Source organism: Micromonospora sp. A3M-1-15, assembly GCF_024213425.1.
GTDB lineage: Bacteria > Actinomycetota > Actinomycetes > Mycobacteriales > Micromonosporaceae > Micromonospora > Micromonospora chersina.
Genome location: NZ_JANAVK010000007.1, coordinates 1 through 14887 on the forward strand (window position 1 = coordinate 1; position 14887 = coordinate 14887).

The 14887-nt window shown below is 72.7% G+C and carries 13 protein-coding genes and 1 tRNA gene; 7 read left to right on the forward strand and 7 right to left on the reverse strand.

Annotated features, from left to right (window positions below; translation table 11 throughout):
- Positions 1-6: 6 nt before the first annotated feature.
- The 3 genes from NLX85_RS28565 to NLX85_RS28575 form a co-directional block, all read right to left on the reverse strand.
- A complete protein-coding gene (locus tag NLX85_RS28565) occupies positions 7-813 on the reverse strand; it encodes a WecB/TagA/CpsF family glycosyltransferase (protein WP_091316125.1) in 807 nt (268 codons plus the stop codon).
- On the reverse strand, positions 810-1901 hold the full coding sequence (locus tag NLX85_RS28570) for an NAD-dependent epimerase/dehydratase family protein (protein ID WP_254340339.1): 1092 nt from the start codon (positions 1899-1901) through the stop codon (positions 810-812). Before NLX85_RS28570 ends, NLX85_RS28565 begins: the two co-directional genes overlap by 4 nt.
- 88 nt (positions 1902-1989) lie before the next feature.
- A tRNA-Leu gene (locus NLX85_RS28575) sits at positions 1990-2075 on the reverse strand.
- A gap of 208 nt (positions 2076-2283) precedes the next feature.
- Between NLX85_RS28575 and NLX85_RS28580 the strand changes: the two genes are divergently transcribed.
- The 7 genes from NLX85_RS28580 to pknB all read left to right on the forward strand — a co-directional run bounded on the left by NLX85_RS28580 (position 2284) and on the right by pknB (position 11192).
- Positions 2284-3072 (forward strand): DUF3662 and FHA domain-containing protein, encoded by a 789-nt coding sequence (locus NLX85_RS28580; protein ID WP_107078574.1) that lies wholly within the window; start codon positions 2284-2286, stop codon positions 3070-3072.
- A 6-nt stretch (positions 3073-3078) separates the two neighbouring features.
- Entirely contained in the window at positions 3079-3564 is a 486-nt protein-coding gene (locus NLX85_RS28585; RefSeq protein ID WP_254340341.1) for an FHA domain-containing protein, read from the forward strand.
- On the forward strand, positions 3561-5000 hold the full coding sequence (locus NLX85_RS28590) for a PP2C family serine/threonine-protein phosphatase (protein ID WP_254340342.1): 1440 nt from the start codon (positions 3561-3563) through the stop codon (positions 4998-5000). Before NLX85_RS28585 ends, NLX85_RS28590 begins: the two co-directional genes overlap by 4 nt.
- Before the next feature lie 85 nt (positions 5001-5085).
- Positions 5086-6516 carry an FtsW/RodA/SpoVE family cell cycle protein gene (locus NLX85_RS28595; protein WP_208863049.1) on the forward strand — a complete coding sequence of 477 codons (1431 nt, stop codon included), beginning with the start codon at positions 5086-5088 and terminating at the stop codon, positions 6514-6516.
- The gene (locus tag NLX85_RS28600; RefSeq protein ID WP_254340345.1) at positions 6513-8015 is read left to right on the forward strand and encodes a penicillin-binding protein 2; all 1503 of its coding nucleotides are present in this window, start codon (positions 6513-6515) and stop codon (positions 8013-8015) included. The genes NLX85_RS28595 and NLX85_RS28600 overlap by 4 nt, the downstream gene beginning before the upstream one ends.
- 1 nt (position 8016) lies before the next feature.
- Positions 8017-9369 (forward strand): serine/threonine-protein kinase, encoded by a 1353-nt coding sequence (locus NLX85_RS28605; protein WP_254340347.1) that lies wholly within the window; start codon positions 8017-8019, stop codon positions 9367-9369.
- Positions 9366-11192, forward strand: coding sequence for a Stk1 family PASTA domain-containing Ser/Thr kinase (gene pknB, locus NLX85_RS28610; protein ID WP_254340349.1), 1827 nt, complete (start codon positions 9366-9368; stop codon positions 11190-11192). Before NLX85_RS28605 ends, pknB begins: the two co-directional genes overlap by 4 nt.
- Positions 11193-11257: 65 nt before the next feature.
- Here pknB and NLX85_RS28615 read toward each other — a convergent pair whose 3' ends face one another.
- From NLX85_RS28615 to NLX85_RS28630, 4 genes are read right to left on the reverse strand one after another with little or no spacing between them, the layout of a single operon-like run.
- Positions 11258-11908: an aminodeoxychorismate/anthranilate synthase component II gene (locus NLX85_RS28615; protein ID WP_254340351.1), complete on the reverse strand. Its 651-nt coding sequence runs from the start codon at positions 11906-11908 to the stop codon at positions 11258-11260.
- Between the two features lie 5 nt (positions 11909-11913).
- Complete coding sequence (locus tag NLX85_RS28620; RefSeq protein WP_254340354.1) at positions 11914-12192, reverse strand: hypothetical protein; 279 nt, start codon at positions 12190-12192, stop codon at positions 11914-11916.
- A 3-nt stretch (positions 12193-12195) separates the two neighbouring features.
- Positions 12196-13920: a class E sortase gene (locus NLX85_RS28625; protein ID WP_254340356.1), complete on the reverse strand. Its 1725-nt coding sequence runs from the start codon at positions 13918-13920 to the stop codon at positions 12196-12198.
- Positions 13917-14723 carry a DUF881 domain-containing protein gene (locus NLX85_RS28630; protein ID WP_148431625.1) on the reverse strand — a complete coding sequence of 269 codons (807 nt, stop codon included), beginning with the start codon at positions 14721-14723 and terminating at the stop codon, positions 13917-13919. The genes NLX85_RS28625 and NLX85_RS28630 overlap by 4 nt, the downstream gene beginning before the upstream one ends.
- Positions 14724-14887 lie beyond the last annotated feature (164 nt).

A 14887-nucleotide genomic window follows, 5' to 3' on the forward strand; every position in this document is an offset into this window, starting at 1 on the left:
CCGGCGTCAGACGTCGAAGGTTGCCGGGCGCTCCGTCGCCGGGGGCGGCGGGGTGGCCTTCCACAGGCCGGTCTTCTGCGCGGCCAGCCGGGCCAGGTAGGCCGGGTTGAGGATGAGGTAGCGGCGCCACAGCCGCTTCGGCTCCAGGCCGAGCCGCCAGAACCACTCCAGGCCGGCCCGCTGCATCCACGGGGGCGGGTTGCGCAGCAGCCCGGCGTGGTAGTCGAACGCCGCGCCGACGGCCATCAGCGGCATGTCCAGCAGCGGCCGCATGGCGTACGCGAAGACCTCCTGCCGGGGGCAGCCCAGCCCGACCAGGACGAGCCGGGCGCCGCTGGCCTTGATCCGGTCGGCGATCTCGGCGTCCTCGCCCGGCTCCAGGGACCGGAACTTGGACGGCTCGACGCCGGCGATCTTCAGCGCCGGGAACTTCCGCTCCAGGGCCGGGATGAGGCGGGACAGGGTCTCCTCGGTGGAGCCGTAGAGGTAGACCGGCAGCCCCTCGTCGGCGAAGCGGGCGAGCACCCGGAGGGTGAGCTCCGGCCCGTAGACCCGGTCGGTGAGGCCGGCGCCGTGCAGCAGGTTGAGCGCCCAGCGCACCGGCTGGCCGTCGGGGGTGACCACGTCGAAGGAGTTGAGCCGGGCGTTGTGCGCCGGGTCGAGCACCCCGGTCATCACGCCGTGCACGGCCAGGGCGGTGAGGGCCAGCGGCCGGCGGTCGTGCGCCGCCGCCACCACGGCCTCGGTCGCCCGGGCGTAGTCGGTCGCGTCGACGAGTACGCCGAGCACGTTCCGCTTGGTGCCGGTGGTCATGCCTTCGGCACCCACTTGTCGACGTTCGCCTCGTAGATCTCCCGGAGGATCATCGGCACGTCGTAGGTGATCTTCCAGTTCGGGTAGTGCTCCTCGAACCGGGCCATGCTGCTCACGTACCACTGGTGGTCGCCGGTGCGGGCCTGCTCGACGTAGTTGATCTTCGCCACCCGGCCGGTGATCTCCTCGGCGATCCGGAACGCCTCGATGTGCGAGGTGTTCGAGTGCCGGCCGCCGCCGAGGTTGTAGACCTGCGCCGAGCGCGGCTCGCGGAAGAACGCCTCGAACGCGGTGAGCACGTCCCGCGAGTGGATCGCGTCCCGGACCATCTTCCCCTTGTAGCCGAAGAGGTTGTAGGTCCGGCCCTCCATGACGCAGCGCATCAGGTAGGCCAGGAAGCCGTGCAACTCGGCGGCGGAGTGCGCCGGGCCGGTCAGCGTGCCGCCCCGGAAGCAGGCGGTCTTCATGTCGAAGTACCGGCCGTACTCCTGGACCATCACGTCGGAGGCCACCTTGGAGGCGCCGAAGATCGAGTGCAGCGACTCGTCGATCGACATGTCCTCGGTGATGCCGTCGTACCAGTGGTGGTCCTCGGGCAGCTCGTAGCGGGTCTCCAGCTCGACCAGCGGCAGGGTGTTCGGGCGGTCGCCGTAGACCTTGTTTGTCGAACAGTGGATGAACGGCGCGTCGATGGCGTGCCGCCGGGTGTTCTCCAGCACGTTGAGGGTGCCGCCGGCGTTGACGTCGAAGTCGGTGTACGGCTCCTTGGCGGCCCAGTCGTGGCTCGGCTGGGCGGCGCTGTGGATCACCACGGCGATGTCCGAGCCGTACTTCTTGAAGACCTGCTCCAGGCCGTCCCGGTCCCGGATGTCCACGGCGTGGTGGGTGTAGGCACGGCCCAGCTCGGCGGCGAGGCGGTCCAGGCTCCAGGCGGTCGAGCCGTCCTCACCGAAGAAGTACCGGCGCATGTCGTTGTCGATGCCGACCACGTCGAGACCGAGGCTGGCGAAGTGCCGGGCCGCCTCGGAGCCGATCAGACCGCCCGAGCCGGTCACCAACGCGACACTCACACGCCACTCCTGGTCCATCGGGGCAGGGGAACCATCGGAGCATAGCGTGATGTCCGGCACGCCCCGATACGGCGCGAGGGCCCCGCTGATCGCGGAGCCCTCGTGATGGTGGGGAAGGGGGGAGTTGAACCCCCACGCCCTTTCGGGCACACGGACCTGAACCGTGCGCGTCTGCCATTCCGCCACTTCCCCGTGGCTGACCTGCAACACCGTATCTCATCCCGCTCCCGCAGACTGCAGCGGGTGCCCGGACATATTACGCTGTTCCCGGTCATCGCCACGAGCGATCACCGTTCGTGGCGGACGAAACTTTAGCACGTCCCCGGGGCTGGTCACGAACGGGCTGCCGGCTGCCGGCCGAGCGGCGTGTGAGCTGCGGAGGCGGTGTCCGGATACCATCATTGCCTCGGGACCCGAGGAGGAGCCGGTGAGCGTGCTGCAACGCTTCGAGAAGCGTCTGGAAGGCCTGGTCGAGGGGGCCTTCGCCAAGGTCTTCAAAGGGGTGGTCCACCCCGTGGAGATCCTCAACGCCATGCAGCGGGAGGCCGAGGCGCACAAGGCGATCCTGGCCGGTGGGCGCACGTTGGTGCCCAACCGCTACGTGATCGATCTCTCGCCCTACGACCACAGTCGGCTGGCGCCGTACGCCGCCGCGCTGGCCCAGGAACTGGCCCAGTCGCAGGCGGAGTTCATCGGCGAGCAGGCCTGGACGGTCTACGGCGACGTGATCGTGGAGGTCGAGCGGGGTGAGGGGCTCGACACCGGCATGTTCCGGGTGACCGCGGAGGTCTACACCGGCGGCGAGGTCGCCCCGGTCTCCGCGCCCGGTGGCTACGACGCCGGCCCGGCCTACCCGGCGTACGACCAGGGTGGCGGCTACGGCCCGCCGCCGGGGCACGGCGGTGGCCGCAACGTCCGCCTGGTCTCCGGCGACGGCCGCACCTACCCGCTCCAGATGGGCTCGACCGTGATCGGCCGCGGCGACCAGGCCAACCTGCGCCTGCCCGACGTCGGCATCTCCCGGCGCCACGCCCGGCTCGACTTCGACGGCGGCCAGGTCGTGCTGACCGACCTCGGCTCCACCAACGGCACGATGGTCAACGGCCAGCGCGTGTCCGCGGTCGCCCTCAACCCGGGCGACATGATCCAGCTCGGCACGACGACCCTGACCTTCCGCGTGGACGGCTGACCCGCGTTGCCGGAACTCGTCATCACCGTCGCCCGGTTCGGGTTCCTCATCCTGCTGTGGATCTTCGTGTTCACGGTGGTCGGAGTGATCCGCCGGGACCTCTTCGCGGGGGCCCGGTCGGGTCGCCTGGTGGCCGCGCCGCGCGCGGTCGGGGCCTCGACCGGGCAGGCGGCGAAGCCGGCGAAGGTGAAACGGGGCAGGGCGGCGCACCAGCTGGTGGTCACCGCCGGTCAGCTGGCCGGCACCCGGATCACCCTCGGCGAGGCCCAGATCACGATCGGTCGCGCCGAGGACTCCACCCTGGTCATCACCGACGACTACGCCTCGGCGCGGCACGCCCGGCTCCTGCCGCGCGACGGGCAGTGGTTCGTCGAGGACCTCGGATCGACTAACGGCACCTACCTGGATCGCGCTAAGGTCACCGGACCAACCCCCGTCCCCCTCGGCGTGCCGATCCGGATCGGCCGCACTTCCCTCGAATTACGGCCATGACTCTGACCCTGCGCTATGCGGCCCACAGCGACCGCGGTCTGATCCGAGACGGTAATCAGGATTCCGTCTACGCCGGGCCGCGGCTTCTTGCCGTTGCCGACGGCATGGGCGGCATGGCCGCCGGTGACGTCGCCAGCAACATCGTCATCGGTGCCATGGCGCCCCTGGACGAGGACGTCCCCGGGGACGCCCTCGTCGACGCGCTGCGTTCCGCCGTCGGCACCGCCAACCAACAACTCCGCGACACCGTGGACGCCAACCCGCAGCTGGAGGGCATGGGCACCACGCTCACCGCGACCCTCTTCTCGGGCAGCAAGCTCGGCATGGTCCACATCGGTGACTCGCGGGCCTATCTCCTGCGTAACGGTGAGTTCGCCCAGATCACCAAGGACGACACGTACGTCCAGATGCTCGTCGACGAGGGCCGGATCAGCGCGGAGGAGGCGAGCAGCCACCCCCAGCGCTCGCTGCTCACCCGGGCGCTGGACGGTCGCGACATCGACCCGGAGTACAGCGTCCGACAGGTGCTCCCCGGTGACCGCTACCTGATCTGCTCGGACGGCCTGTCCGGCGTGGTCAGCGCGGACACCATCGCCGACACCATGCGCGAATACACCGACCCGCAGCAATGCGTGGAACGGCTGGTGCAGCTCGCCCTGCGCGGCGGCGGCCCGGACAACATCACGGTGATCATCGCGGACGCCACCGACCAGGACATCGTCGAGGCGTCCCCGATCGTCGGCGGCGCCGCCGCCCGCGACCGCGGCATGGCCACCTCGGCCGACGTCTCCACCCCGGCGGCCCGCGCCTCGGCGCTGTCCGCACCCCGGGCGCCCGCGCCCGAGGAGCCGGTGGACAGCCGCGACGACGAGGCCGATCGGCGCCGCCGGCACCCGCTGCGTACCGCGGCGATGCTGCTGGCGCTCCTGGTCATCGTCGGTGGCGGCGTCTTCGGCGGCTGGAGCTACACCCAGCGGCAGTACTACGTCGGTGCCACCGACGACGGGCAGCTCGCCGTGTTCCGCGGGGTCCCGGGCCAGGTGGCCGGGCTCGACCTGTCCAATGTGCACGCCACCAGCGAGGCCAACCTCGACGACCTCATCCCGGCCGCGCAGGAGCAGGTCAAGCAGGGCATCCAGGCCAAGAGCGAGCCGGATGCCGAGCGCCGGCTGGCCGAGCTGACCAGCGACGACCCGGCCAACCCGAACCTGAAGCCGCTCTGCCCGCCCAGCCCGACGGCCGGGTCGGCCAGCCCGACGCCCTCCGTGACCGGCAGCCCGCTGGTCCCGGCGGTCAGCGGCAGCGCCGTCCCGCCGGCCAGCGCCACGGCCACGCCCACGGCGGGGCCCACGACGACGCCGACCACCACGCCCGACGCCGTCCCCTCCGACACGGTTCCGCCGGTCGACCCGGCCGGCTGCCGGTCGCCGGAGTGAGCGCCGGCTCGAACCCGAGGACACATTCGTGACCGCAGCCGCCGTACCGGCAGCCTCGCCCGCCTCGACGGGCGAGCAGCCCGGCGTGCGCCTGGCCCGGTCCCGGCGTAACGCCGAGCTGTCGCTGCTGCTGCTCGCCATGGTGCTCGTGGCGGCGTACGCGGCGACGGTCGAGGCGAACGTGCTGGACACGGTCACCCCGGACTTCTGGATCCCGGCCGCCGCGCTGGGGCTGGTCTTCCTGGGCCTGCACCTGGTGATCCGCTGGCTGGCGCCGTTCGCCGATCCGGCGCTGCTGCCGGCGGTCGCCCTGCTCAACGGCATCGGCGTCGGCTTCCTGCGCCGCTACGACCTGGCCCAGGCCGCTCCCGAGGAGCGGGAGAGCCTGGCCATCTTCGCCGGCACGGGCGGGCGGCAGCTCGCCTGGACGCTCGGCGCGGTGGTGCTCGCCGCCGCGCTGCTGGCGATCATGCGGGACCACCGGTCGCTGTCGCGGTACGCCTACACCCTCGGGCTGGCCGGCATCGTGCTGGTGATGATCCCGGCGGTGCTGCCGGGGCGGTTCTCCGAGATCAACGGCGCGAAGCTGTGGATCCGGCTGGGCGGGTTCTCGATCCAGCCGGGTGAGTTCGCCAAGCTCGCCCTGCTCGCCTTCTTCGCCTACTACCTGGTCCGCAAGCGCGAGGTGCTCTCGCTGGCCAGCCGGCGGGTGCTCGGCATCGACTTCCCGCGCGGCCGGGACCTCGGCCCGGTCCTCGTGGTCTGGATGATCAGCCTCCTGGTGCTGGTCTTCGAGAAGGACCTGGGCACCTCGCTGCTCTACTTCGGCATGTTCGTGGTGACGCTCTACATCGCCACGGAGCGGGTGAGCTGGCTGCTCATCGGCCTCATCCTGTTCTTCGGCGGCGCCTACCTGGCGTACGTGCTGGGCAGCACGGTGGGTGGCCCGTTCGCCAACTTCTACGACCGGGCGCAGATCTGGCTGGACCCCTTCGCCGAGCCGTACGACCGGGGCTACCAGCTCGTCCAGGGCCTGCTCACGCTCGGCACGGGCGGCCTGTTCGGGGCAGGCCCGGGTGGCGGCCAGCCCACCCTGCTGCCCGAGGTGCAGACCGACTTCATCTTCGCCGGCATCGGTGAGGAGATCGGCCTCTTCGGCCTCTCCGCGCTGCTGGTGATCTACCTGCTGATCGTCGAGCGGGGTCTGCGGGCCGCGCTCGCGGTGCGGGACTCGTTCGGCAAGCTGCTGGCCGGCGGCCTGGCCTTCACCCTGGGCCTGCAGGTCTTCGTCATCGTCGGCGGGATCAGCAAGCTCATCCCGCTGACCGGCCAGACCACGCCGTTCCTCTCCGCCGGCGGTTCCTCGCTGATGGCGAACTGGCTGCTGATCGCGGTCCTGCTCCGGGTCTCCGACGGCGCCCGCCGGCCGGTGACCGGGGGCGGCCCGGCGGCCCGGCCCTCGGGCGGTCCGCCGGAGCAGCTGCACGGTGCCCCCACGGAGGTGATCCGGCCGTGAACGCCCCCCTGCGCCGCGTCGGCGTGGTCGTGATGATCCTGTTCGGGCTGCTCTTCGCCAACCTGAACTGGATCCAGGCCTACAAGGCCGACGAATACCGCAACAGCGACTACAACGGCCGGGTCCAGGTCGCCGAGTACGAGCGCAAGCGCGGCAACATCGAGGTCGGCGGCACCGCCTTCGCGCTCAGCAAGGAAACCGACGGCAAGCTGAAGTTCCAGCGCACCTACCCCGGTGGGGCGATGTACGCGCACGTGCTCGGCTACAAGCCGGTCAACCTGGGCGACACCGGCATCGAGCGGCTGGAGAACGACTTCCTCGCCGGCACCAGCGACCAGCTCATCGCCAACCGGATCAAGGACATGTTCACCGGCGACCAGACCGGTGGCGGCAACGTGCTGCTGACCCTCTCGAAGCGGGCCCAGGAGACGGCGTACAAGCAGCTCAACGACAACCAGGTCGGGGCCAAGCGGGGCGCGGCCATCGCGATCGACCCGCGGACCGGGGCGGTGCAGGCGCTGGTCTCCATGCCGAGCTTCGACCCGAACCCGCTGGCCAGCCACGACACCAACGAGGCCACGGCGGAATACAACAAGCTCGACAAGGACAAGGACCGCCCGCTGGCGAACCGGGCGCTCGGCGAGGTCCTGCCGCCCGGCTCCACCTTCAAGATCGTGGTGGCCGCCGCGGCGCTGGAGAACGGCGTGGGCCAGCAGACCCAGATCCCGGCCGGGTCCAGCTACACGCCGCCCACCTCGGGCCAGCCGATCCGCAACGCGGCCCCGTTGATCTGCCCGGAGGCCCAGGTCACCCTGCGGGAGGCGGTGACCGAGTCCTGCAACACCGGCTTCGCCCAGCTCGGCGTGCGGCTCGGCGCGGACAAGATCAAGGAGAAGGCCCGCGCGTTCGGCTTCGAGCAGGACGACCTCGCCGTCGGCGAGACCGGCGAGAAGGGCGGCCTGTCGGTGGCGGCCAGCCGCACCGGCGAGATGACCGCACCGGGTGGTGGCACCGACCCGGCCGCCCTGGCCCAGTCGTCCATCGGTCAGCGCGACGTGCGGATGACCCCGCTCCAGGGCGCGCTGATCGCCGCCACCGTCGCCAACGACGGCAGCCAGATGCGGCCCTACCTGGTCAAGCAGCTGCTCGGCCCGGACCGCACCACCGTCTACGACGCCGCCAAGCCGCGCGAGCTGCGCCAGCCGGTCAGCAGCCAGGTCGCCGGCGACCTGCGCGACATGATGGTCAACGTCGTCAAGGAGGGCACCGGCCGGAAGGCCGCCATCGAGGGCTACACCGTCGGCGGCAAGACCGGCACCGCCCAGTCCGGCCCGGGCACCCCCGACCACGGCTGGTTCATCGGCTTCGCGCTGGACAAGAACGGCACCCCGGTCTCGGCCGTGTGCGTCGAGCTGGAGCAGGCGGGCAGCGGCGGCAGCGCCGAGGCGGCCCGGATCGGCGGCCGGATCATGGCGGCGGCCATCGCGGAAGGCCGCTGAGATGCTCAGCCCGGGGGTGCAGCTCGGCAACCGCTACCGCCTCGACGAGCGGATCGCCAGCGGCGGCATGGGTGACGTCTGGCGCGGCACCGACCAGGTGCTGGGCCGCACCGTCGCGGTCAAGAGCCTGCTCCCCGCCCTGCTCGACGAGCCGGGCTTCGCCGAGCGGTTCCGCGGCGAGGCACGCACCATGGCCACCATCAACCACCCCGGCGTGGTCGACGTCTACGACTTCGGCAGCGACCAGCAGATCGCCTTCCTGGTGATGGAGTACGTGGAGGGCGACGCGCTCTCCTCCACCCTCAGCCGGGTCGGCCGGCTCACCCCGGCCCGCACGATGGCCCTGCTGGCGCAGGCCGCCGACGCGCTGCACGCCGCCCACGAGAAGGGCATCGTGCACCGCGACGTGAAGCCCGGCAACCTGCTGGTCCGGCCCAACGGCACGCTGGTGCTCACCGACTTCGGCATCGCCCGTTCCGACCTGGTCGGCCAGCTCACCGCCGCCGGCTCGGTGCTCGGCACCGCCTCCTACATCTCGCCCGAGCAGGCCACCGGCGCGGTCGCCACCCCCGCCTCCGACGTGTACGCCCTCGGCGTGGTCGCCTACCAGTGCCTGGCCGGCCGACGGCCCTTCGAGGGGGACAACCCGCTCGAGATCGCCATGAAGCACGTGCGCGAGACGCCCCGGCCGCTCCCCGCCGACATCCCGCCGCAGGTCCGGGCCATCGTCGAGCGCGCCCTGGCGAAGGACCCGGCGGCCCGCTGGCCCAGCGCCTCCGCCCTGGCCAGCGTCGCCCGGCAGGCCAAGCTCGCCCTGTCGCAGCAGGCGCGGGGCGGCCACCCGATCTCCGGCGTACCCGCCTCCCCCGCCGCGCCGGCCGCCCGGGCGCAGGTTCCGACGGCCACGCGACCGCAGCCCCGCCCGCCCGCGGTGCCGGCCCGCCCGCCGGTCGCGCCGCGCCCGACCGCGGTGGCGCCGGCCCCCCAGCCGCGGCCGGCGGTGGCGCCGCGCGGCGCTGCGGCCGTCCCGCCGCCCCGGCAGCACAACCCCCTCGGGTACGCGCGACCCGCCGCCGCCCCGCTGCCGGCTCCCCGCCGCTCCACGGCGGGACGCTGGGTGGCCGCCATCGTGGTGGCCGTGCTGGTCGTGCTCTGTTCGGGCGTGATTTCGTACTACTACCGGAAGTACGCGGCGGCCGGCGACCCCGGCGCGCTTGCTCCGGCGGGCGTGACCTCCGGCGCGGTGCGGGCCCACGGGGGCGACTATCCGCTTCCCACGTCGTACCGTCGTGGGGTACGGCTCCAGCCGGCTGGCGGCGAGACGACGACGAGCGAAGGACGAGAGACGCGATGACAGCGCAGGCCCGCCTGCTCGGTGGCAGGTACCAGGTCGGCGAGCTGCTCGGCTACGGCGGCATGGCGGAGGTGCACCGTGGTCGCGATCTCCGGCTCGGTCGGGATGTCGCGATCAAGATGCTCCGCGCCGACCTGGCCCGGGACGCGACCTTCCAGATGCGGTTCCGCCGGGAGGCGCAGAACGCCGCGTCGCTGAACCACCCGGCCATCGTCGCCGTGTACGACACCGGCGAGGAGACCGCCCCGACCGGCGAGACGCTGCCGTTCATCGTGATGGAGTTCGTCAACGGGCGGACCCTCAAGGAGGTGCTCGGCGCCGAGGGTCGGCTCCAGCCGCGCCGGGCGCTGGAGATCTGCGCCGACATGTGCGCGGCCCTGGAGTTCAGCCACCGGCACGGGATCATCCACCGGGACATCAAGCCCGGCAACGTGATGCTCACCCAGACCGGCCAGGTCAAGGTGATGGACTTCGGCATCGCCCGGGCGCTGGCCAGCGGCGCCACCACGATGACGCAGACCAGCGCGGTCATCGGCACGGCACAATACCTCTCCCCGGAGCAGGCGCGCGGCGAGGCGGTCGACGCCCGCTCCGACGTCTACGCGGCCGGCTGCGTGCTGTTCGAGCTGCTCTGCGGGCACCCACCGTTCGTCGGCGACAGCCCGGTCAGCGTCGCCTACCAGCACGTACGGGAACAGCCGCCCACGCCGAGCACCATCAACCCGGACGTCAACCCCGCCGTGGACGCCATCGTCCTCAAGGCCCTGTCGAAGAACCCGCTGAACCGCTACCAGAGCGCCGGCGAGATGCGGGCCGACCTGCTCCGCGCCGCCGCGGGCCGTCCGGTGCTGGCCACCCCGGTCATGCCGGCCGAGGAGACCATGCCGATGGCGCCGGCCGCGGCCGGCGGCGGCTACCAGCAGACCCAGGTGATGGGCCCGCAGACCCGCCAGCAGGCGCCGGCCCGGGTGGGCGACGCCCGCAAGCGGAAGAGCTCGGGCTGGGTGATCGCCACCTTCGCCGCGCTCGGCGTGCTCGCGGTCATCGCCCTGGCCACCGCGCTCTGGCTCAACCAGACGGGCGCCGAGAAGGTCTCGGTGCCGCGGCTGCAGGGCCAGACCCAGGCAGATGCGCAGGCCGCGCTCACCCAGGCCGGGCTGCGGTTCACGGCAGGTGAGCCCGTGCAGAATGCCACCTGCGACAAGGGCACCGTGGTCGGTCAGAACCCGGCGCCGGGGCTGCGGGTGGAGAAGAACAGCGCGGTCACGGTGCAGATCTGTGGCGGCCCGAAGCAGGTCACCATCCCGCCCGGCCTCGTCAACTCGCAGCTCGAGAACGTCCAGGCACAGCTGGAGGCTATGGGCCTCAAGGTTGACGTCAAGGAGGTGGATGGCAGCGCCCAGAAGGGCACCGTCACCTCGGTCGACCCCAAGTCAGGCAGCAAGGTCCTTGAGAACTCCACGGTCAAGCTCGAGGTGTCCAAGGGCAACGTGAACGAGGTCCCGAACGTCCTCGGCCTCTCCAAGGAGGAGGCGACACGGCTGCTGGAGAACTCCGGCTACAAGGTGCGGGCACTGGACGGCGACGAGGTCACGCCGGACAAGGTCGGCAAGGTCAGCCGGCAGAGCCCCAAGGGCGATTCAAAGCTGGCCCGAGGCGAGCGGGTGACGATCTACGTCGACATTCCCCTGCCGGAGCCGACCGAGAGCGCCAGCCCGGGCACCCCGTCGCCGGGCACGACGCCGACCACCCCGGGCACCGGGGGTGGCGGTGGCTTCCCGTTCCCGACCACGACCTCGCCGACCCGGTTCAGCCAGCCCTGACCCGACAGCTCCAGACAGACGAAGTGGCGGTGCCCGACGGGCACCGCCACTTCGCGTAGAACGACTCAGGCAGCGGCGAACGCGGCGCGGCGGCGGGCGTCGACCTCGGCGGCCAGCTCCGGGGCCCGCTCCAGGGCCTCCGGGTGGCCGCACACGGCCAGCCAGTTCGCCAGCATGAGGTGGCCGCCCTCGGTCAGCACCGACTCGGGGTGGAACTGGACGCCCTCGACGGGCAGGGTGCGGTGCCGCATGGCCATCACCACGCCGGAGGCGGTCCGGCCGGTGACCTCCAGCTCGTCGGGAAGCGTCTCGGGCAGCACGGCGAGCGAGTGGTACCGGGTGGCGGTGAACGGGTCGGGCAGGCCCGCCAGCACGCCCACGCCGTCGTGGCTCACCTGTGAGGTCTTGCCGTGCAGCAGCTCCGGCGCCCGGGTCACCGTCGCGCCGAACGCCTCGCCGATGGCCTGGTGACCGAGGCAGACGCCGAACAGGGGCAGCTTGCCCGCGTACTCCCTGATGACGTCGAGGCAGATGCCGGCGCGGTCCGGGCTGCCCGGGCCGGGCGAGAGGAGCACGCCGGCGGCGCCCACCCGGCCCACCTCGGCGACATCGATCTCGTCGTTGCGCCGCACCTCGCAGTCCACGCCGAGCTGGCCGAGGTACTGCACGAGGTTGAAGACGAACGAGTCGTAGTTGTCGATCACGAGGACGCGCATGGGGGTCACCTGCTCGGGGTGGAGGGCGGGGCGTTGTTCGTCTCGGTGCTGTACGGGATCTCCTCCTCGGACGGCCGCTCACTCGGCTCGGTGAGCCCGCCGCCGTCGTCACCCGGCACGCCGGAGTCCTGGGTGACCTGCACGTCGTCGAAGGGGAGGAGGGGTTCGGCCCAGGGGAAGATCACGAACCAGAGCAGGGCGACCGTCGCGGCGGCCAGCAGCACCGAGCCGATCAGCTTCCCGGGCAGCCCGAGCGGCAGCTTCCGCCAGATCCATCCGTACACGCGTCAGCCCTCCAGCTCGGCCGGGCGCCCCGCCGACTTGGCTTGGACGTGGTCCAGCCGGGCGTGGATGATCAGCCGCTGGTAGTTGTCGAACTTGGGGTTGCAGGTGGTCAGCGTGAGCAGCTTCTCGGTCGGCGGCTCGTTCGGCTTGCCCGGCACCGGCGCCACTACCTCGACCTGGTACGGCTTGACGATCCGCTGCTGGTAGACCTTGTAGATGATCCACTCGCCCTGGGTCTCGACCACGATGGCGTCGCCGGAGCGCAGCTCGTCGAGGCGCCAGAAGGTGGCCCGGATGCGGTGCCCGGCGACGGCGAAGTTGCCCACCTGGCCCGGCATGGCGCTCTTCGGGTAGTGGCCCGGGGCGTACCGGATGTCGTCCGGGGTGACCCCCTCGACCACCACCCAGTGCTTGTCGAGCTTGGGGATGTAGAGCCCGGCGACCGGCTTCCCCTCGGCCGGCGGCTTCGGCTTGGGGCTCGGCCCGGTGGTCGGGCCGACCGTCGGGTCCGCCCCCCACTCCTGGGCGAGCTGGCTGCTCAGGTCGTTCTGGCGGGCGTCGACGATCACCGCCTTGCCCCAGATCTCGTAGCCGGCGAACAGCAGCACCACCAGGCCGAAGGTGATCAGCACCTCGCCGGTGCCCCGCACGATCGTCCGCAGCCGGGAACCGACGGTGGGGCGGGTCAGCTCGGAGTAGACGCTCTTGTACCCCTCGCCGGTCTGCTCCGGCCGGAGCTGCACCACCCGCTCGCCCCGGCGGGGTCGCGGCGGCTCGGCCGGGGTCGCGGGCTCGTCGCCGTCGCCGGTGTCGCGGACCGGGGGCACCGCACCCATCAGCGCGGTGGAGTCCAGCGCCGGAGGGGCCGCCGGGCGGCCGACGGCCGGGATCACCGCGGTCGCCCCCGGGTCCACCGGGCCGGTCGCCGGCGGACGCGCCGGGCCGGTTGCCGCCGGGTGCGCTGGGCCGGTCGCCGCCGGACGCGCCGGGCCGCGGTCGGCCGGGCCGGTCGACGGGGGTACGCCGGCGCCCGGCGCGCCGGGACGCAGCGGCCCGCCGGCGGGGCGGCGTTCCGGCCGGTCGGCGAGCGGGGGGATGAACGCGGTCGGCGCGTCGGCGAGGTTGGACGGCCGCGCCTCGGTCGGCGCGTCGAGCCGGCGCCCGGGCTCCTCGGGGGTTGCGGGCCCGTCGAGGCCGCGACCGCGCGGCTGCCGGTCCGCCCGACCGTCCGGGGCCGGAGCGGGCGCGCCCGGGCCGCTACCGCGCTGCTGCCGGTCGGCCCGGCCACCAGGGCCGTCGACGGGCCCGTGCGGCGCGGCCGGCGGACGCCCCTGGGATCCGGCTTCGGCCGGCCGCTCCGGTCCCGCGGCGCGTGCCGGGGGTGTGGTGCCCGGCTGCCCGGACCAGCCAGCCGGTGGGGCGTTGGTGGGCGGCGGTGACACCGGTCGCGCGGCGGGGGCCGGCGGGCGGCTCCGGTCGCCGGGCCAGGCCGGCGGCGGCTCGGCCGGCGGGCGCGGGTCAGCCGGTGGGCGCGGGCCGACCGGCGGGCGCGGCTCGGCCGGGGGGCGGTGGTCGGCCGTCGAGGGGGCCCGGTCCGGCCAGGGCAGGTCGAGCGGGGGGCGGGGCGGCGCGGGCGCCGGTCGGTCGACCTTCGGGAGGAACGCCGTCGGGTCGTCGCCGGGGTCGCGGTGGCGCCCGTCCCGTTCCCGGGGGTCGTCCGGTGTCACCGGGGCACCTTCGCCGACTGGAGTGCGGTCGAGTCCTCGAACGCCGGCACGGTGACCGTGGAGATGCTCTCGGAGTAGCCGAGCTGGTAGTGGTCGACGGCTTCCCTGAACAACCGGACTCCCTCAGACGCGGCGAGTTCCCGCTGGAACGCGGCGGGGTCGCCGATTGCCACGATCTTGAAAGGAGGGGAGTACACCCGGCCGTGCAGCAGCAGGGTGTTTCCGACGCAGCGTACCGCGCTGGTGCTGAGCACGCGGACATTCATGATTGACATGGCCTCGGCGCCGCCCGCCCAGAGCGCGTTCACGACCGCCTGGACGTCGCCCTGGTGGACGACCAGGTCGTCGTTGCTCGCACCTTTGGGCAGGGTCTGGTCGGCCCGTCGGGGCGCGTCGTTGAGTTCGATGGTGATGCCGCTGCCGGTGAGCGCGGTGAACCCGGCGGCCTGCCGGGTGGCGGCGGCCCGGTCCCGCTGCGCCTTGATCGGGCCGTCGGCGCCGGCCAGCTCGCCGGTCTGCTCCTCGACCTCGGCGCGCAGCCGGGCGGCCTTCGCCTCGCTGGCCGCGACCTGCTCGCGCCGGTCCTCGATCAACTGGGTGAGCTGGGGACGCCGGTCCTCGCGCAGCGAGGTGCCGCCGGCGGCGTTCGCGGTGGTGGTGAACAGGAGCCCGGCCGCGGCGGCGATCAGGGGCACGCCGATCGACCAGCCCGGCCGGCGCTGCCGCGGCCGGCGGGGCAGCAGGCCGACCACCGCGCGCCTGAGGACCTTCTGCCAGGAGGCGGCGCCGGACGTGTACTCCACCGGGCGTTCCCTTTCCCGTCGTCTGGTTCCGGCCCGCGAGGGCGCGGACCGGTCTGCTCGACCCGAAAAGTCCCGCCCTTTTCGGTCACTCCATGCACCGGCCTGACCCCATTCGTGGCCTGGACGGTCCGTCGGGACTACGCTAGCTGTCGAACATTATTGGC

Bases quoted from the DNA above. Each gene is read 5' to 3' on its own strand.
- NLX85_RS28565 (WP_091316125.1), bottom strand. From the start codon at position 813: ATGACCACCGGCACCAAGCGGAACGTGCTCGGCGTACTCGTCGACGCG.
- NLX85_RS28570 (WP_254340339.1), bottom strand. From the start codon at position 1,901: ATGGACCAGGAGTGGCGTGTGAGTGTCGCGTTGGTGACCGGCTCGGGC.
- NLX85_RS28590 (WP_254340342.1), top strand. From the start codon at position 3,561: ATGACTCTGACCCTGCGCTATGCGGCCCACAGCGACCGCGGTCTGATC.
- NLX85_RS28605 (WP_254340347.1), top strand. From the start codon at position 8,017: ATGCTCAGCCCGGGGGTGCAGCTCGGCAACCGCTACCGCCTCGACGAG.
- pknB (WP_254340349.1), top strand. From the start codon at position 9,366: ATGACAGCGCAGGCCCGCCTGCTCGGTGGCAGGTACCAGGTCGGCGAG.
- NLX85_RS28615 (WP_254340351.1), bottom strand. From the start codon at position 11,908: ATGCGCGTCCTCGTGATCGACAACTACGACTCGTTCGTCTTCAACCTC.